This window comes from Paenibacillus sp. FSL W8-0186, assembly GCF_037969765.1.
GTDB classification, from domain to species: Bacteria; Bacillota; Bacilli; order Paenibacillales; family Paenibacillaceae; genus Fontibacillus; species Fontibacillus woosongensis.
Window position 1 is genome coordinate 311,589 of sequence record NZ_CP150207.1, and the last position, 19,706, is coordinate 331,294.

General features: G+C 52.1%; 13 protein-coding genes. 4 read left to right on the forward strand and 9 right to left on the reverse strand.

The window, feature by feature from the left end; all coding sequences use genetic code 11:
* Positions 1 to 13: 13 nt before the first annotated feature.
* A complete protein-coding gene (locus MKX50_RS01425; protein WP_213590736.1) occupies positions 14 to 1,789 on the reverse strand; it encodes a histidine kinase in 1,776 nt (591 codons plus the stop codon).
* Positions 1,790 to 1,819: 30 nt separating this feature from the next.
* A complete protein-coding gene (locus MKX50_RS01430) occupies positions 1,820 to 2,680 on the reverse strand; it encodes an AraC family transcriptional regulator (RefSeq protein ID WP_155613464.1) in 861 nt (286 codons plus the stop codon).
* A gap of 197 nt (positions 2,681 to 2,877) precedes the next feature.
* Here MKX50_RS01430 and galA point away from each other — a divergent pair, with 197 nt between their 5' ends.
* The 4 genes from galA (at position 2,878) to MKX50_RS01450 (ending at position 11,689) form a co-directional block, all read left to right on the forward strand.
* Positions 2,878 to 5,637, forward strand: coding sequence for a beta-galactosidase GalA (gene galA / locus MKX50_RS01435; RefSeq protein WP_339158209.1), 2,760 nt, complete (start codon positions 2,878 to 2,880; stop codon positions 5,635 to 5,637).
* Positions 5,638 to 5,913: 276 nt separating this feature from the next.
* Positions 5,914 to 7,815 carry a sialate O-acetylesterase gene (locus MKX50_RS01440; RefSeq protein WP_339158210.1) on the forward strand — a complete coding sequence of 634 codons (1,902 nt, stop codon included), beginning with the start codon at positions 5,914 to 5,916 and terminating at the stop codon, positions 7,813 to 7,815.
* 430 nt (positions 7,816 to 8,245) lie between these two features.
* Entirely contained in the window at positions 8,246 to 8,818 is a 573-nt protein-coding gene (locus tag MKX50_RS01445; protein ID WP_213590739.1) for a DUF1349 domain-containing protein, read from the forward strand.
* A gap of 84 nt (positions 8,819 to 8,902) precedes the next feature.
* Positions 8,903 to 11,689, forward strand: coding sequence for a glycoside hydrolase family 3 C-terminal domain-containing protein (locus tag MKX50_RS01450; protein ID WP_339158212.1), 2,787 nt, complete (start codon positions 8,903 to 8,905; stop codon positions 11,687 to 11,689).
* A gap of 115 nt (positions 11,690 to 11,804) precedes the next feature.
* On the opposite strand, the gene MKX50_RS01455 is transcribed toward MKX50_RS01450, so the two are convergent.
* The 7 genes from MKX50_RS01455 to MKX50_RS01485 all read right to left on the reverse strand — a co-directional run bounded on the left by MKX50_RS01455 (position 11,805) and on the right by MKX50_RS01485 (position 19,670).
* On the reverse strand, positions 11,805 to 13,034 hold the full coding sequence (locus MKX50_RS01455) for a sugar efflux transporter (RefSeq protein WP_196427313.1): 1,230 nt from the start codon (positions 13,032 to 13,034) through the stop codon (positions 11,805 to 11,807).
* Between the two features lie 20 nt (positions 13,035 to 13,054).
* The gene (locus MKX50_RS01460) at positions 13,055 to 13,825 is read right to left on the reverse strand and encodes a methyltransferase domain-containing protein (RefSeq protein ID WP_339158213.1); all 771 of its coding nucleotides are present in this window, start codon (positions 13,823 to 13,825) and stop codon (positions 13,055 to 13,057) included.
* Positions 13,822 to 14,985 (reverse strand): glycosyltransferase, encoded by a 1,164-nt coding sequence (locus tag MKX50_RS01465; protein WP_339158214.1) that lies wholly within the window; start codon positions 14,983 to 14,985, stop codon positions 13,822 to 13,824. Before MKX50_RS01465 ends, MKX50_RS01460 begins: the two co-directional genes overlap by 4 nt.
* The gene (locus tag MKX50_RS01470) at positions 14,982 to 16,076 is read right to left on the reverse strand and encodes a hypothetical protein (RefSeq protein ID WP_339158215.1); all 1,095 of its coding nucleotides are present in this window, start codon (positions 16,074 to 16,076) and stop codon (positions 14,982 to 14,984) included. Before MKX50_RS01470 ends, MKX50_RS01465 begins: the two co-directional genes overlap by 4 nt.
* Positions 16,073 to 16,903, reverse strand: coding sequence for an HAD family hydrolase (locus tag MKX50_RS01475; RefSeq protein WP_339158216.1), 831 nt, complete (start codon positions 16,901 to 16,903; stop codon positions 16,073 to 16,075). The genes MKX50_RS01470 and MKX50_RS01475 overlap by 4 nt, the downstream gene beginning before the upstream one ends.
* A 15-nt stretch (positions 16,904 to 16,918) precedes the next feature.
* Positions 16,919 to 18,535 (reverse strand): amino acid adenylation domain-containing protein, encoded by a 1,617-nt coding sequence (locus tag MKX50_RS01480; RefSeq protein ID WP_339158217.1) that lies wholly within the window; start codon positions 18,533 to 18,535, stop codon positions 16,919 to 16,921.
* Between the two features lie 79 nt (positions 18,536 to 18,614).
* Positions 18,615 to 19,670, reverse strand: coding sequence for an iron-containing redox enzyme family protein (locus MKX50_RS01485; RefSeq protein WP_339158218.1), 1,056 nt, complete (start codon positions 19,668 to 19,670; stop codon positions 18,615 to 18,617).
* Positions 19,671 to 19,706: the final 36 nt, after the last annotated feature.

Sequence of the window (19,706 nt, forward strand, 5' to 3'; positions counted from 1 at the left end):
TCCATATTGCCTCTCATTCATAGGGTAATTTGATCTGTACTTGAGTATAATCGTTCTTTTTGCTCTCGATGGTGATATAGTAGGACTCCCCATAATACAGGCGCAGCCGGGAGTTGATATTATATAGTCCGATGGAGCGCTCGGGTGCATTCGGAGCGGGAGCGGATTCTTCATAATGAAGCGGAGCTTGAAAATGCTCGTTAAGCATGTTCAATTTCTCTTCGCTCATCCCCGCGCCATTGTCGATAATATCGACCCGAACCTGCTGCTTCAGCACATAGCAGCGAACTTGAATCTGCAGTGAATCCTTCTGCACGGTTTTCCCATATTTAATGCTGTTCTCCACGATCGGCTGCAGCAGGAATTTGATCACCGGGTACGATTTCAGCTCCTCGGTAATTTCAACCTCGAGCTGGATCGACTGACTGCTGCTTAGCGATTGGAGGCTGACGTATTTGCGGATCAGCCCGATTTCCTCCTTGAGCGTAGTATGCAGGGTATTGCTGCTGAGATTGTACCGGAGTATTTTTCCGAAATCGGCCATCCGGTCGGCTGTACTGAACATGCGTTCCTTGATGAGCTTCATGCGAAAAATATCCAGCGTATTGTAGATGAAATGCGGGTTGATCTGATATTGCAGCGCTTGGATTTGCGCTTCTTTTCTTAACCGCTCCTTCATGACGATGCGTTCGATTAAGTGATTATTCGTCTCGATCAGCCCGTTGAAATCCTGCGCGAGCTGTCCCAGCTCATCCGGCTTGGTATCGCTGATTCGCAAATGGGGGTTGCCGTTGATGACCTTCCTCATCGTGGATACAATGCGATTCAGCCGCAGAAAAATCGTTTTGAACATGAAGTAGCATGTTACGATCAGCAGCATTACGCTGAAAATGATGAGCAGCAATTGGTTCAGCATGCTTTTGTGAATCGACTGATTCAGCTGCTCCAGGGATACCTTGTATACGAAGGTCTGCTGTATGGCATCAAATGTCCGGTACAAATAGAGATGCTGATCGTAAATGAAATGAGCATCAGATTCGGTCAAATGCTGCTGCAGGATCTCGGCTTCGGCGGCTTCATCGACATCGGTAGCGGCTAGCGTAATATTAGGCTCGTGATACAGGAATTGTGTAATATCCGAGGGGTAAGCGCCTTCATTTGTGCTGAGCAGACGATCCTCGGCTACCATGACAGCGACCAGTCCTAATAATTCGCGTGAAGGAGAGTACAGCTTGGTAAGGAGCGTGTATTTACTGCGGTCGGAATTCAGGGAGCTTGGCTCGAGCTGGAGGTCATCCGGCCTGAGCCACATTTGCGTCTCATTCTCCTGTGCCATAAAGGCTTGCAGCTTCGCATTGGAGGCCTGCCTCTTCAGATGCAAGAAGTAAGGCCAGGACTCTGGAATCTGATCATTCATCATATAGATGCGGATGGAATAGTCGTCGGTTTCCGTAAATGCAGTCGCATATTTAATGATTGGAATCACGCTGTCCAGGTATTGGCTGAGGAAATCCGCCTCATCTCCTAGGAAGGGGTCGCCTATGAACGTAATGATTTTGCTATTCTTGCTGACGATCTCGGTTAAGTCATACGTCATATCAATCCGGCTTTGGATTTCCTGTGAAGCTTGGTCGAAGGCGTGGGACATATTTGAAATGAAGCTGTCCTGAATATTTTGCGTTGATTTCTGGCTGTTCCAGATGAGAATCAGGGACAGCAGGATAAAGGGAATAGTGTACATGGTGATCATTTTGACCATGATGCTGTTTTTCTTGATTTTGAATAACATAGCTGCACTCCTAATGGAACAGAAATAGGGTTATTGCAATTGATGTCTATAGGCATATGCATTTCTGTAGTTTCTCGGTGTTACCCCGTATTTCTTCTTGAAAATACGTATAAAATAGCTGGTTTCCATTCCCAGCCGATGAGAGATTTCCTGAACAGAATATTCAGGATTGCTCTCGAGCCAAGCCGCGGCCTGTTCCAAGCGGACGCGCTGCAAATAGGCGTGGGGACCGATCCCGTAGGCATCGCGAAAGATACGCTGAAAGTGCTGAACGGAGTAGCCTACGGCATGGGCAATATTAGAAATATGCAGATTTTCGTCATAATGCTGCTTCATAAATTGAACGGCCTGCTGCAGCGCATCCTGCGACGCCTTGGGCTGGTTCGGCAGAATAGGATTCTTATGGCTAATGACATGCTCGGATAAGAGGAGCAAAAATTCATATAATTGGATAGACAGCTGCCCCTGGATACCCGGGGAGTCGTTCATACAAGCCTGCCAGATCGTTGTTAATTTATGGCTCATTACATCAAGGGCTGCGGGTTTCAGCGGAATACTGGTCATGAACGGGAGGTCGAAGCCGTTGATCATAGGCTCTACCGCCGTGCCGTATATGCTTATAAACCCCAGAAGCCAGGTCTGGCCCGAGCCAGGATAGTACTCGTGGGCAGCCTTAGCTGGCAGCAATAGGGCATGATTGGGAGTCAATACGAGCTCTTTACCATCGGGAAAGTGAAATGTACCATATCCGCCAAAGTTAATGAAGCATTGCAAGGTCGGATATCCCATCGGCCTGTATTGATAGTTCTGTTCATGCAGTCCACAGCTATAGAGCGCCAGAGGCAGCGGGTGGGAAGAGGGGTTCGGAAACAGTCGAAAAGGCATCAGCATAGTGTCTTCTCCAATTCATCGATGTAATAATGGGTCTATTAGTCTACTACTTATATTCTTAATCCTACTTCAGGAAAAGAACAATAGCTAAACGGAGGGATGTTCATTTTATACTATTTTCCGTCCGTTTTTGTCCTAACTTACCTTCCTTAAATTTTCATAGAATGGGGATATCATAGGGAGAAGGATTTGAGAACATGAGAGAAAGACTGAGCATGGATAGAGACTGGCGATTCCATTTAGGGGATCCTGTCCAAGCGAAGGAAAGCAGCCATAAGGCGGTATACGGTCTTGCCAAAGCGGGAGGGATCCGGGGGCCTGCGGGAATGGAGTGGAACGACAACGAGTGGGACACGGTGCAATTGCCGCATGACTGGTCTTATCAGCAGCCCCTCGACCGTGAGAACGGGGTTCCAGACTTCGGTTATTATCCCCGCGGGATAGGCTGGTACCGCAAAAAATTCAAACTGGATCCCGCTGATCAGGGGAAGCAGCTTCTCCTGGAGTTCGACGGGATTGCCACACATGCTGCGGTTTATTTTAACGGAAGCATCCTCGAAAGGAACTTTTGCGGATATACGAGCTTTACCGTGGATATTACCGATCGCGCCTATTTTGGCGATCAGCCGAATCTGCTCGTCGTGAAGGTCGATGCCACCGTATCGGAGGGCTGGTGGTATGAGGGGGCTGGAATATACCGGCATGTCTGGTTAACGAAGACCGCGCCCGTTCATATAGCTCATCGCGGCATATGGGTGAATCCAATAAGGCAGGAGGCTGGTCGATGGCTTACGAATGTAGAGACGACGATTAGGAATGAAACGGAAGCTGCTATAGAATATCAGCTTATTTCCCGAGTCGAGCAAGCAGACGGCAATATCGTGGCGGAAGAGCTAGCAAGCGGCAGCTGCGCAGCGGGACAATCCCTCGCAGTTACGCAGGATCTTCCGATCGAGCATCCGGCATTGTGGGACGTGGACGCCCCTCATCTATACAAATTGTACTCTATCCTTGTCGTGAATGGGGAAGAGCTGGATACGGCCGTTACGAATTACGGATATCGCACCATCCGCATTTGTCCTGATACCGGCTTCTATTTAAATGACAGGCCCCTAAAAATAAAAGGCACGTGCAATCACCAGGATCATGCGGGAGTAGGCGTCGCCCTGCCGGACGGAATCCAGGAATATCGCATCTGGCGCTTGAAGGAGATGGGCAGCAATGCGTATCGCTGTGCTCATCACAACCCGGCGCCGGAGCTTCTGGATGCTTGTGATCGGCTGGGGATGCTGGTCATGAACGAGAACAGGAACTTTGACAGCTCCAGGGAGGGGCTGCGGCAGCTGGAGAACATGGTGACTCGGGACCGCAACCATCCGTCTGTAGTATTTTACAGCCTATTTAATGAGGAGCCTCTGCAAGGGACGCCGATTGGACGGAAAATGGTGAAACGGATGATTCGCGCCGTGAAGAAGCTGGATCCTACCCGGCCTATCCTGGGCGCCATGCATGGCGGGGTGATGGAGGACGAGGGGGCTGCTGATGTTACTGACATCGTAGGCTTCAACTATATGAATGGCGGATACGACAAGTTCAGGGAAAAGCATCCGAATCAGCCGATCATCGGCTCCGAGACAGTCAGCGCCTTTTCGACCCGCGGCAATTATATTAGCGATGACAGCCGGCAAATATTCGACAGCTATGACCGAGAGAAGGCCAGTTGGGGAAATAGTGTAAGGGAGTCATGGAAGACCATTAATACTCGTGATTTTGTCATGGGCACCTTCGTATGGACGGGGTTTGATTACCGCGGTGAGCCGACGCCGTATGAATGGCCGAGTGTCAGCACGCACTTTGGAATTATGGATACCTGCGGATTCGCGAAGGATTCGTACTATTTATATCAAGCCTTCTGGCGGGATGAGCCGGTGCTGCACATTGTAGGACATTGGAATTGGCCTGGCCGAGAGGGGCAGCAGGTCAAAATCATGACGCATACGAATTGCGACGAGGTCGCGCTGTACCTGAACGATGTCCTTATCGATCGGCAGCCTATTGATATTTACGAGCAATATGAATGGGATGCCGTGTATGAGCCGGGCACCTTAAGGATGGAGGGATATAAGGGCGGCCAGCTCGTCAAAGCAGCGGAGATCCAAACGGCAGATGAGGCTCATACTGTACGCGTCGAGACTCAGAAGCTAGCTTTATCCGGCGACGGCAGGGATGCGATGGCAGTCAATGTCTATGCGGTGGATGGGCAGGGCCGGTTCGTTCCTACAGAGCAATGCAAAATGTCCTTCTCCATCAAAGGAAGCGGGGTCATCCTTGGTGTAGGCAATGGAGACCCGAACTGCCATGAGCCGGACTATGCTGCTGAGCGCAGCTTGTTCAACGGATGCTGTCAGCTGATTGTCCAAAGCAAGGTTGGAGAGGAGGACATTGTGCTAACGATCGAAGGTGACGGATTGCAGCCCGCATCTCATGTTATCCCTGTTCAACCTGTTGAGGAGCTGCCTTTCGTCCCGTCCGTAGATGAACGGTATATCAACAACTGGCTGATCACGCAGGAGATTGCTGCGGAGCGCCCGGATCCGAACGTGATGATTCATCCTACGGACATGAACTCGTGGGAGATGGTCGATGTCAGCTTCGGCGCCCTTCAGATGCTGCGTGGCGCCAGCGGCTATGTCACTTACCGCAACCAGGCACCGATATCGGATGTGGAGAAATCGGGGAGGCCTTATCTCTGGTTCCATTCGATTAGCGGTGATATTGAAATTTATGTGGATGGCAGGCTGCAGCTGAAGCAATTCTTGCCTTGGCCCGAGAATTTGGAGGTTCCGCTGCTAGGAGCCGAACTGAAGGATCAAATCACGATTTCTGTGTTAATTGGAATCACGCCCGATATGTACAGCCCGGGCATTCAAGGCTCGGTCTCAATCCGCACGAAATAGAAGCAACGAGGGGGGAGCCATAGGGGCGTGCCTCCCTGGCCTCAACAATAAATCCATACCTCTTATGAGGTATGGATTTATTGTTTGTCGGGTGAATTCGGTGCTGTAGAACTGGCCGCCTCACGTCTAATTTATGAATAAACTTGAAATTTTGGGGCTTGATCTTTAAAATGAGCCATTTCCCTGGGCATACGAATGAAGTAAGATCGAATCAAGCGTACCTATAGAAGAGTGTTATGGAAGAGTGTCTATGGAAAGGTACCCAGGGGAGTGGCGATGATAGATTCACCTATGGAAGGGGAGCAGTCTGGGATGAAGCTGCATAGCATGCTCAGCGACGGGATGGTGCTGCAAAGGGCCGCCCATGTGCCGATCTGGGGAACGGCAGGAACTGGGGAGGAGATCCGGGTTTCTTTTCTCGGCAAAACATACAGCACAGCGGCGGATGTCTCCGGGCACTGGCGGGTTGAGCTGGAAAAGCTGGAGCCGGGCGGACCATACGAGATGACGATATGGTCGAGTCAGGCGGAGCTTGTCGTTCGCGACATTCTAATCGGTGATGTCTGGGTGCTCGGCGGACAGTCCAATATGGAGCTGCCGGTGCGGCGGACGCTGGATCTGCTCGCGGAGGAAGTGGCCAGCGTCAATCTGCCGCAGATTCGCCAGTTCGCGGTACCGCAGACGTACAATTTTCAGGCGCCGCGGCTGGAGCTGCCAGGCGGGCGGTGGATCGCGGCTGCTCTGGAGGATGTGCTTCATTTTAGCGCGGTCGGGTTCTTCAGTGCTCGGGAGTTATATGAGAAATATCAGGTGCCTATCGGACTCGTGCAAACGGCGGTCGGCGGGACACCGATTGAAGCCTGGATGAGCGAGGAGACGCTCAGGGAGGTCGGCGGCTATGAAGCCGTCTTGGAGCAGTGCAAGGACGATGGCTACGTGAAGGAGACGATGCGGAAGGATGAAGAGCGCAGCCGCCTCTGGTACAGCCATCTGAACGATACCGATCTGGGGCTGCAGGAAGGCTGGTTCAATGCCGTGTGCGATACGGCGGATTGGGAGCTGACTGAGGTTCCAGGCTCTTGGTCGGGCAGCCGGCTGGAGCCGCTGCGCGGGGCAGTCTGGTTCCGCAAGGAAATCGATGTGCCCGCCTCCATGCTGGAGGGCGAGGTTATGCTCAAGCTGGGAACGATCGTGGATGCGGACGATACGTATATCAACGGGGTGTCCGTGGGCAGTACCGGTTATAGGTATCCGCCGAGACGCTATCCCGTTCCTCAGGGGCTGTTGAAGCCGGGGCGCAATACGATTGCCGTTCGCGTCGTCAGCAACGAGAATACCGGGGCCTTCGTGCCCGATATGCCGTATAAGCTGGTCGGCAGCGGACAGGAGCTTGATTTGCGCGGGATGTGGCAGTATCGGGTCGGAACGAGCATTGAAGCGCTGGAGCCGAGTACTTTTTTCCAGTATAAGCCTTCCGGCGTCTATAACAGCATGATTGCTCCTTTGCGGGAATATCCTGTTAAGGGCATTCTGTGGTATCAAGGGGAATCCAACACCGGGCAGCCTGCGGGATACCGCAAGTTGTTCGCGGCATTGGTTCGGGACTGGCGGCGGAATTGGGGAAGCGCTGACCTGCCGTTTATTTATGTGCAGCTTGCCAATTTTGGCGAGGAGGACGATGCTCAAGTGAATTGGGCGGAGCTGCGGGAGGAGCAGCGCAGAAGCCTGGAGGTGCCGAATACCGCGATGGCGGTAACCATTGATGTCGGGGAGTATAACGATCTGCATCCGCAGGATAAGAGAACGGTCGGTCAGCGGCTTGCATTATGCGCCCGGAAGCTGGCCTACGGCGAGGAGCACTTGGTGCACAGCGGGCCGATGTACACAAGGATGGAGCAGCGTGAGGGCGCGATTGTCCTGCATTTCGACCATGCCGGCAGCGGGCTGATTGCGGGCGGGGGGAGCGGAGGGCTTCGTGGATTTGCAGTCAGCGGCCCGGATGGACGTTTCTTCCCGGCGCAGGCAGTCATTTCCGGCAGCACGGTCATTGTCCGGCATGAGGGGACTTCGCAGCCTGTCCATGCGAGGTATGCCTGGGCGAACAATCCGGCGGGGGCGAATTTGTATAACCGGGAGGGGCTTCCGGCATCGCCGTTTAGTACGATCGGATGGGATTGAGTGAAGTATTCTTTGAGCTTCGCCTGCTCAATGGAGGTTTATGAATTTGAGGACGGCAACAGGTGGGGATACGATCGCCTTGCCCCTGATTGCTCCGGCGATCTAGCGGACCGTAGATCCGCTATTTTCCCAAAAAACCGTCAATTCCGAAGTTAACGGACCGCAGTTCCGCTATCCAAGGGGAATTGGGGCAAAACGCGTTCATATAGACTGAATAGCGGAACCAGGGTCCGTACAGCATATCAAATTTGGTCAAAAAGCCGGAATAGCGACCTGTGTGTCCGTTAGCATCAGGCCCGGCAGATCATGGCATTCCCACATGGACCTCTTCTCCAATAAAATTCAAGCAGCTTGAAGCTGAGTTAGCATCTGTTAGGGCTTCCAAATATGCGTTATACTAAAGAAAATTACATGTTAGGAGAGAGAGCATATGCACCCATTCGACAAGTGGCTGAATGAATCCCAAATCATGGAGAAGGATCAATTGCTTCAAATTCCCGCACCAGGAAATACCGATTATTTCATTAATCCGGAGTCTGGGGAAGTCAAGAACAATGCGCCATTTTTATATACCGAGGTCCAAGGGGATTTTGTATTGCGCGCTAAAGTAAGACATGATTTCATCTCTACCTACGATGGGGCAGCGCTCTTTATCATGGACCGCGATAACCGCTGGGCGAAGCTATGCCATGAATACAGTGATTTTGGTACATATACTGTGGTTAGTGTCGTGACGGACGGCGTGTCGGATGATGCCAACGGAGTGAACCTGGACGATAAAAGCGTATGGCTGCAAATCGGCAGAAAAGGCGACGCATTCGCCATGCATTACTCCACGGACGGGGCGAACTACCGGATGGTCAGAGTATTCAATCTGAAGGCTTCCGATACGCTGAAGGTGGGAATCGTGTCCCAATCGCCAACCGGTCAAGGGCTGGTCAGTGATTTCTCCGATATTCAGCTGGAACGGGTAACGATGGAGAACATCAGAGCCGGTAAATAACCGCCTTGATCGGCGAAGGTTGTAACCGCTTCAATCATACAAATTTATTGTTAAATTTATAAAAAGGCATAGGGAGAGAAAAAAGTGACGACAAGCAAATTGGGAATTCCACTAGAAGGCTTTGCTGAATTCAGCAGGAAAGTAGCTGCGGAAGGCGCCGTGCTGTTAACAAATGAAGGACAAGCTCTTCCGCTGAAAAACAATGAAAACGTGGCGATTTTTGGCCGGATCCAGGTCAACTATTATCGCAGCGGTACAGGCTCGGGCGGCAGCGTAAACGTTGCTTATACGACCAATCTGCTGGATGGCCTTCGCGGCAAGAAGAACATAGCCGTCAACGAGGAACTGGCGGCCGTATACGAGAAATGGATCGAACAGAACCCGTTCGATAATGGCGGAGGCGGCTGGGCGGCAGAGCCTTGGCACCAGAAGGAGATGCCGCTCACCGATGAGCTGGTGCGCGAAGCGAGAAGCAAATCGGATAAGGCGATCGTCGTCATCGGACGTACCGCGGGCGAGGATCAGGATAACGCCGATGAGCCGGGCAGCTATCAGCTGACACCGGAGGAGAAGACCATGCTGAAGCAGGTCACCGCCCATTTCGAGCAGACGATTGTTGTACTGAACGTCTCCAATATTATCGATATGAGCTGGATCGATAACGCCGATTACGCGCATCCGATTTCAAGCGTCATTTATGCCTGGCAGGGCGGCATGGAAGGCGGCAATGCCATTGCCGACGTATTGGCCGGCGACGTGACGCCGAGCGGCAAGTTAACCGATACGATCGCTTACTCCATCGAGGATTACCCTTCGACCCGCAACTACGGGAACGAATTCAAGAACGTATACCAGGAAGACATTTATGTAGGGTATCGTTATTTCGAGACATTCTGCCCGGATAAGGTGCAGTTCGAGTTCGGCTACGGCTTGTCTTACACGGAATTCCGGATTGAGCCGGAGGAAGCAAAGATTGCTGCCCGGGAAGGAGAGCCTTGCGTGGAAATCGGCGTGACCGTAACGAATACGGGCAGCGTCTATGCGGGCAAAGAGGTCGTTCAGGTCTATTATGAAGCTCCTCAAGGCCAGCTCGGCCAGCCGGCCAGAGCCTTGGCCGCATTTGGCAAGACCAAGGAGCTGCAGCCGGGTGAATCGCAGCGCCTGACGCTAAGCTTCCCTGTCCATGCCATGGCCTCTTATGACGACGGCGGCGTGACCGGTGCTCCTTCCGCTTATGTGCTGGAAGCCGGAGTGTACCGTTTCTATGTCGGAAATAGCGTTAAGAATGCAGCACATGTCACAGTTGAGGGGCAGGAAGGCTACGAAGTGGCGGCCCTTCAAGTGGTGGAGCAGCTGGAGGAGGCGCTCGCCCCGACGGAGGATTTCACCCGCATGAAGCCGGGCGCCCGGAAGGAAGACGGCTCCTATGAGCTTGCCTTTGTGGCTGCGCCAAAGCAGAAGATTTCCCTGGCCGAGCGGATTGAGAAGAATCTGCCGCAGAGCTTGAAGCAAACAGGTGACCAGGGCTATAAGCTAAGAGATGTGCATGACGGCAAAGTAAGCATGGAGGATTTCATTGCTCAGCTTAGCGATGAGGATCTGGCGACGATCGTGCGGGGCGAGGGCATGGTCAGCCCGCTGGTGACGCCGGGTACGGCATCGGCCTTCGGCGGCGTCAGCGATCGCCTGCTGAGCTATGGTATCCCGGTCGGCTGTACGGCGGATGGCCCTTCCGGCATCCGGATGGACAGCGGGGATAAGGCGACCCAAGTCGCCATCGGCACGCTGCTGGCCGCGACCTGGAACGTGGAGCTGGTTGAAGAGCTCTATGTCATGGAAGGGCAGGAGCTGCTAAGAAACAATATTGATACGCTGCTTGGACCTGGGCTTAACATTCGGCGCAGCCCGCTGAACGGGCGCAACTTCGAGTATTTCTCCGAGGACCCGCTGATTTCCGGGGCTTTCGCCGCAGCTTGCACCCGGGGGATTATCAGTGGCGGATCTTACGCGACGCTGAAGCATTTCGCCTGCAACAACCAGGAGAAGCACCGCAGCAAGGTCGATGCGGTCGTGTCTGAACGCGCGCTGCGGGAAATTTATCTGAAGGGCTTTGAGATTGCCGTGAAGGAAGGCGGGGCCAATTCGATCATGACCTCGTACAACCCGGTTAACGGGCATTGGGCCGCCTCCAATTACGACTTGAACACGACGATTCTTCGCGGAGAATGGGGTTTTAAGGGCATCGTCATGACGGACTGGTGGGCGGTCATGAACGACGTCGTCCATGGCGGCCAGGCGGACCGGAAATATACGAACTGGATGGTTCGCGCGCAGAACGACCTGTATATGGTCGTCACCAACTACGGCGCCGAGGTCAATGCGTATGACGACAATACGCTCGAATCGCTGAGCAACGGCACGTTGACCCGCGGAGAGCTGCAGCGCTGTGCGATGAATATTTGCGCGTTTCTCATGCAGGCCCCGGTATTCGACCGGAAACAGGAAATTGTCGAAACGGTGCATGCCTTCAAAGCAAATCCAGCTTTAACGCCGGAGCAGGCGCAGGAGCTGTCCCGCGATGCACAGATCAAGCCTTCGGCCACAGGCGCGGCTTACGTGAAGGTGGATCAGGCCGGACAGTATCGGATTATCGTCAACATCATGTCTCCTGAGCCGGAGCTGGCGCAGAGCGTATGCAACGTCATGCTGAACGGGCAGCCGATGGTGACCATCCAGACGAACGGCACGGAGGGCAAATGGATCCGCCAGAAGCTGGTGAAGGTCGAGCTGGAAGCGGGCTTGTACGAGCTGACGCTTGATTTCCTCAAGCCAGGCCTGCAAATCGGCTGGATCGAGTTTAATTTGATTTGACCGCGGTAACGTACGGAATATGAATAGAGATCATGAAGCACCAAAAATCCGGGATGATGATACCATCTCGGATTTTTGTCATTCACTTATATGTGTTCGCTGCATGAAGCAGGGTTCATGTCGAGACGGAATTATGCTCCTCTATCGCCTGCACTGAGGACTCCCGATCTGTTAGCAGCAATAGAAAAGCTATGGCTGCCATGACGGCACAGACTATAAATACGATGCGGAAGCCAAACCACTCCGCGACGCTGCCGGCGATAATTCCGCCAAGCATATTGCCGATAACCGAGGTGTTGGAATATAACGTTGTTGCGGTTCCGGGCTCCTGCGGGAGCAGGTCCTGAAAGTAACTGATGCCCAGCCCCATAACGATCGACACGGCGACTGCGCTTAGGAACTGCATCGGAACGATAGCCCATACGATCGGCGTGACGGCCACCAGGGCGTAGTAAGCAATTGCAAAGACCGCCCCGATCTTGATCAGCTTGGATTTACGGTATTTTGCCGCCAGAATGCCCACTCCGATCAGCAGGGGAATCTCCACGGCCGCGGCTACGCTGAACAGCACTCCTACATCGGACTGGCTGCCATGGAGCGTCCGGGTTACGTATAGCGGAAGGTTCACCAGGCTCATGGTCGAGGCTACGCTGAGCAGGATGAAGGAGCCCAATACTCCAGCAATGCGCGGCTTCAGGAGAAATTTCCTTAAATTCACGGGCGCTTCGTTCTTCTGAGCGGTCTCTTGGCGGTTCGAGTTCTTCAGAAAAATCAGAACGAAGAGGAATACAATGCCGTAAGTCACGGCGGCTGAGAGGAATAACCCCTGAAAGCCGGCCGAGGCAAGCAGTATAGCAGCAATTGCCGGGCCGATGACCCATGCGAGAGAGAAGAACATCCTTAACGTATTGATGGCCATGTCGGCTTGCTTCGAGCCGCTCCGGTTCACTTCTTCACGCGCATAAGCGAACATCTGCGGAAACGCAGAGGACGCCGTGCCGAGACATAGAAAGGAAACGGCAAGCAGAACGTAATAATTCCTAACGTAAATGAACAGTATGTAGCCGATGATCGCCGCGCTAACCGAGAGGATGATCACCCATTTCCTTCCCCAGTACCGATCGGACAGTCTGCCAAGCACTGTGCTGATCAGCACGCTGGATGCGGCGGTAACGGTCATGAAATAGCCTAGATAGGAGGGGGACATGCCCACCTCATCTACGCCAAATAAGGACAGGAAGGGATAGGTGAAGGAGATGCATATCCCCAGCAGCAAGGTCGAAATAATGAGAATAGTGTAGTTCGGGATCGAGAATAAAGCCCATATTTGTTTTAGCTTATGCAAAAGGCTTCCTCCTTCTCACTTCAGTGCTTGATTGCAGCGATACGAATTCTTTTGTAGTCTGCAGACCAGATCTGACCGTCGAATAGAAGCGGCTTCGCCCGGTTCATGATCAACGCGTAGGCCTGCTGCTTCTCGCCTTCGGACAAGCCGCTGAAGAAGTCGCCTGTGAAGGAGGCGAGCCAGTGACGAAGACCGTTCTCTCCGTCCTCCAGAGGGGTTGGCCGGTCGAAATGCTCGGCATAGGTCACCCGGAAGTCCTGGTGTTCCAGCAAGGTGGTGTATTCAGCAATGCTGGGGAAATACCAGGGATTCCGGTCTCTGGCATCGGGGACGCCAAAGTACTCTTCAAGGACGGCTATCGTATTCTCCGTGATGATGCCTACGTTTCCCTTGCCGCCAAACTCCGCGACGAACCTGCCGCCAGGGCGGAGACAGCTGTAGATCGTCTTAACGACGTCCTGCGCATTCTTCATCCAATGCAGAGCCGCATTGGAGAATACGGCGTCGAAGGCCTCTTCCGGGCGGTAGTTCTCGGCATTAGCGGTAATGAACGGAATATCCGGGTACTTGCTCTTGGCTTGCCGGATCATCTCTTTGGAATAATCCATGCCCGTCACCTGAGCGCCGGCCTTAGATATTTCGTTAGCCAGATCGCCGGTTCCACAGCCGAGATCCAAAATGCGTTCGCCCGGCTGCGGATTCAAAATCGAGAGAATCCCCATGCCGTATTGCGAGACATAGCTAAGCTTATCGTCGTACAAATCTGCATTCCATTGATTCATTGAACTCATGGATGTTCCTCCTTTATCGGCTTGCCGTAATCAACCTGCCTCCATACTCCATATTGAGCTATTTGCCGGAAGATCATTTCCTTCTGAGGACAGCTCGGGGCAGAGTAGTACATTAGGTCGTACTTGCTGGCTGCGCATAACAATGACAGGGAAGTCCGAAAATCTCTGGACTCGTCGATGACGAACACGACCCTCTCATCCGCCTCCCGGATCAGCTCATTCAGAGAAGCATCATCGAGTGGCGAGTGCACGGTGTAGACGCTTACGGGGCCCTTGTAGGGCAAATTGCCATGGGCTGCGCGAACGGCATATTCAAACCGGAGGTAGCTGTCGAACCAGAATAAGCGGATCTCAGGATTGAAAAAGAGCTTCAGCAGCTGGAGCAGCTGAACATCGATGGACGGGTGCAGCTCCTGGAAGGTGTGCAGATTTTTCAGCCAGTTCTGATAACGGTTCTCGTCATATTCACTAGGGTGGTACATATGGTAAATGAGCGCATTTTTCGCATAAACGAAGGTTAATCCCTGCTGATACAACCGGTAAGCCAGCTCGCAGTCCTCGAGTCCCCAACCTTTGAAGCCTTCGTGGAACAGCCCGGCTTCTTGAATATTCCGGCGGCTTACGGAGGCATTGCAGGTAAAGAAGAAGTACCAGACGGTCTCCAGATTACTCATTTTCTCTGAAAATGCATCAATGGCAAGCAGCCGGTCCGCCGGCAGCTGCTCCGGCAGCAGATCCTCCCGGAACTCGGTCTTCAGCTTCTCCACATCGAAATCATTCGACGTCAAGTAGTTCCGGAAGCCGATCACAACGAGGTCATCCCGCTCCCGATGATATCTCAAATGCTCCTGGATGAAATGCGGAGGCACCAGATGGTCGCCATCCAAAAATATAATGACCTCGCCTTCTGCCTCTGTAAGGCCGAGGTTCCGGGCGGCCGCCCGGGATGAGGCGAGAGACCTGTCGATATAAAAATATTTCAGCGCATATTTAAGGATGAGTTCATGTATGGCTTCGCCTGTTCCGTCGTTCGAGCCGTCATCCACGACAATAACCTCGAAGCTGTCCCCCTCCTCCAGAATCTGATGGTTTAACGTGATCAGGCAGGGAATAATTAATTCGACGCTATTGTAAGTCGGCATAATAATGCTGGCCTTCATCGTATTCCTCCTTTCAACTGCGCATCGGAAGAGCTTATCACAGCCAGCATCCGTTCGAGCAAGCTTTGCTCCAGGGGCGCCGTATCTTGCAGAGACGCAATCATTTTGGAAATGAGCGCAGGATCCTGATTCTGCTGATACATCATGAGCATGAGGCGCACCGTTCTCATTCCCTTCTCGACCTGGGCGTATTCGGCGGCGACATCCCGCAAATCCTCCAGCCCCAATCGGGTGATCAGATGATCCAGCCTTGCCTGCATGCAGGTCTTGTGCTCCCACATAATATGGAATGGGCGTACGTCGAAGGCGATGCGATCCTGCCTCAGCTGCTCGAGGTAATTCTCTAAGCAGCTATAGGATTCCATGCCGAAAGCCAGTTCGATGGGCGGCTGCATATTTCGCATGTCGTGATAGGAATTCCCGGAATTTACGTAAGCAGAGAGCTGGCGACAGGCGTGCTGCAGATCGAAGGGATACACGGTATGCGGCCTGTAGCGCAGCAGATAGGTATACTGGCGATGCTCTCCGGTCAATTCGACTTGGCTGAATCCCTGAGCCATATGTTCATAGGGCACGTCAAATTGGGTATATTTCGTCTGGTTCCGGTCTTGGATGAAATCTGCAACCTGAAAAGTCCCGGCCTCGTCGTCATAGCCAAAAATCAAAACTTGATGCGCGAATCGATTCTTTTGATAGAAAGGAGTATGAGGGATAAAAAACTCATCGATATAAGTAAAAATGTAACACTCCGCATGAATGCATTCTTTCAAGAAAGAGACGCAATCCCGTCCCATTTGGAGTATCCTCTGCCGGGATATTTTCTCTGCGCTCAGCCAGGGGATGGAATTCAGGTAATGGCTTAATCCTGTCGTATAACGCTGCTTGTCAGCTTCATAGATGAGTTCGTCGTAAATGAAGAAGTTGAAAGGTACGCTGCTGTCCTTAAAATTACGGTGGCAATATAATTGAATATAATTGCTGTAGAACCAGTCCGAGCTCTCGGGATAATGGGCGAGGATGCTTAGCACATGACCGTGATGGACGTAACCGGTGATCATCGGCGGCTGGATGGGCAACAGAACCGCGCTCAACTGATTAACTCTCCCAAATATTTAGCAACGCCGTCCTCGTCGTTGCTGAGAATAGATTCGTCAGCGATCTGCATGACGCTTTCATGTGCATTGCCTACAGCGATTTTGCGCCCAGCTACAGCAAACATGGAGAGGTCGTTCACGTGGTCACCGAATACGGTCGTTGCGGATAAAGGAATCCCTAAGAAAGCAGCCAGTTCCTGAACCATAAGTCCCTTATTCCCCCTTGGATTGGAGATTTGGAGATTGAAGAATCCTTTATTATAGGAATCCTCGAATATGAGCACATCTACGCTGTCTCTATAGGTGGAATCGATCCATTCTTGAAAGGGAAGCAGTTGTTCGTAGGGAGCGATGAAGAATAAATTCAATAAGGTGTCGGAAGGCATAAGCCTCGATTGTTGGGAAACGGGGTGGTGCCACGCCTTCAATTGCTTTATTAAATTGCATTGGGCTTGATTCTGCAGCCCGAAATGCATTACAGTCTCTTGTATATTATCATAATTTAGGACTATTGGTAACAAATTATATTTCTTTCCTTTATCTATAATATCCTCGGCGATTTCGAATGCGAGATTGTTGCAAATGATAGGTTTATGCTCGGTAGGATCTACCATTATGGCACCGTTTAATAAAATGGCAGGGAGGCGGAACTGGATTCCGCTCAATAAACTTCTCGCTGCCGTATACGTGCGAGCCGTGCAGTACGTCAAATTTACCCCTTCATGAATCGCTCTGTTCATGACCGTTCGGGTGTAATCGGATAATTTCAAGTCCGAGCGAAGCAGAGTACCATCCAAATCTGTGATATATAAAGGCTTCAACATATTAATCCCCTCCAGTTATGGCCAATCTGCGGACTGCAAGTGCAAGGATGTTTTGTTGTGCTTGATTTGTTCTTCGATATACCGGGCGATCCTTTTCGCGTCCGTTTTGCCGGACGGCAGTTTGGGAAATCCGGTGCATAGCAGCAAATAACGCGGAACCATGTAATCCAAGAGCTTGTCCTTAAGCGCTGCCTGAACATCGGCGAGCTTGCCGAGCTCCGGGTCGCCGTCTTTTAGAATAATTGCGGCCGCTAATACTTTACCTCGGCCTTCCTCATGAATGATGCTCAGGATGAAATCCTTTACCAAGGGAATCTCCCCGATCGCCCCCCTGATTTCATTTAAGTTAATGCGGTAGCCGAGTATTTTGACCTCATCGTCGCCCCGGCCGATAAAATGATACAAGCCCTGTTCATCCTGCTGGCAAATGTCCCCGGTCCGGTAATAAACCTCCCCATGGATTGCGACGAGCCGGGATTTCGTTGCTTCGGGATTCGACCAGTAGCCCCGCATGAGCTGGTCTCCGGCAACCAGCAGCTCTCCGCTGACCCCTGGGGTCTCTATGATCTCTCCCGCTTGATCGATCAACAAAGCATTTATGCCGGTTAAAGGCCGGCCGATGGGAAATAAATGATGATCATTCACATTAGCGGCTGTAATCGGGTGGGCCAGGCACACGCACGTAGCCTCCGTCGGCCCATATCCGTTGATGATCGTCAAGGCTGGAACCTCCTGGAGCCATCTTTGGATCGACTTGACGTTCAGCACCTCTGCTCCCGTCATAATCCGTTTCAGGCTGGAAAAATCCTCTTTGCCAAAATGGGGCTCCTCAGACAGCAATGATAGAATTGGCGCTACTGCCGCAAAGTGGGTAATCCTCCGTCTGGCGATATATTGGAGCACCAGGGAAGGAATCATGAATTCGTCGTACAAGTATACGCTTGCCCCGCAATACAGCGGCAGCAGAGTATCCACAATCGATACATCGAAATAAAAAGGGGAGGTGTTCATGCAGACCGATTCTTCGGTGATGTTCATGAATTCGTTGACCGCCGCAAAGAAGGCCAGCATGCTTCGGTGCTCGATCACCACCCCTTTGGGCATGCCCGTCGATCCTGACGTATACATGCAATAAGCCATATCAGAGATATCTATATCAGGCCATGCCTGGCCTGATATAGAATCTTCCGTTAGATGGCAGGGTTTTGCGTGGAAAGGGGAGATTGACTCCAGGGGAATCCGCTTGATCTCCGGATCCAGCCCGGCTGCCTCCGCCAGCATTTTTTCCGGTAAAATTACAGCCTTGGGGGCGATTTCCCGCGCGATGTGCTGCAAGCGGCCTGGCGGGTTCTTAGGGTCTACAGGGACATACCCCACCCCCAAACGCAGGCAGCCGATGATGGCGGCTACCAGTGAGACTTCCTTTTGGGCGAAGCAGATGATTCGATCTCCGCGGGTGATTCCCCATTGGGATAAAGCGGCAGCGCAAGCCAAGCTGTGCTTGTCCAATTCGGCGTATGTCAGTGAATGCCGGCTGTCCTGGACAGCCATTTTATTCGGCTGCTTCCCGGCATAGTATGAAATGCGGCTGCCCAGCGAATCTACAGACTTCCCTGTCAATGCATCTAGCACGGAAGAGACCTCCCACCTTCATAGAATGGATGCTAATATCCGTTAAACCTAATGAATATCAGGTTGCCGGGTTAAATGTTTATACGCTTACTTTGGAGAAGCGCTCATAAATTTTATTGCAGTAGTCCATTGAGGTGTTTAAGCGTAAGAAGGCTCCCTTTACGATCTCGATTCTGGCTTCAGGATTGTCCTTGATGATCGGAACAATCGCGTTTTTGACCCATCCATGCCCGTGGCGGGTGTCAATTTGGATATGCAGGGTATGGTATTCCCGGCCCTTTTCGCTGATGCCGAGGCGTTTGAATCCCTTGACCAGTCTGCTGAAGCGTTTTGGCGCTACTAGCTCGACCGCTCCAAGACAGCCCAAGGCCCGATACAGATTTTTGCGGTACAGGGCGGAATACAGCAGGGTATTGCCTACCGCCAGGGACTGCCAGCTAGCGCCTTCTACTAAAGACAAGGTATTCGTATCATTCAGGAGCCCCAGCTCGTCCAGCAAATAATTGAACATGACGGTATGGACTTTATCCATTTCACCGTTGCCCATTTCATCCCAATAATTTTCGGCAAGCTCCATCTTGATCACTTCGCTGGTGCCGATCTGCGCCAGGGCAACGAGATCGTCGAAACGGCTGTCTACCGTAATCTCTTGAGAGAAGAAGTAGCTCATTTCCTCTCTGGAGCAGCTTTCCTCCAAATAGGCATACAATTGATGATTGGCTGCTTCATGATCCAGGATCGTCCTCATGAACCAGCGCTGGAATTCCTTGGTATCCGTCGGAATGTCGATATCGGGAAAACGGCTGTCCTCGTAAGCTTCCCAAGCTTCCTCTAATTCTTTCTGGATGCGCATCAGCGTAGGATCATATTGGTTGAACACCGGCTTTTGCTCCATCGGGTGAATGTTTATGCTATAGAGGAGATCCAGAGCCCGGTGCAGGCTGTAGTAAGCAGCTTCCTTGCCCGCTTTGTAATCTTCCACGGTTTGCAAGGCAAGCTTTACGGCTTCATTCGCATCCTCGGGATTTTGCTTCATATGCGAATACAATTCCGGCCATTCAATCAATGCATGGACAAGCTCATGAAATTGGACGCTCGAATCGAAGATCATTTCAGGCAATTGACGGTTAGACATAATAGATTATCCCTCACTATTCTTTTGATTTTTTTG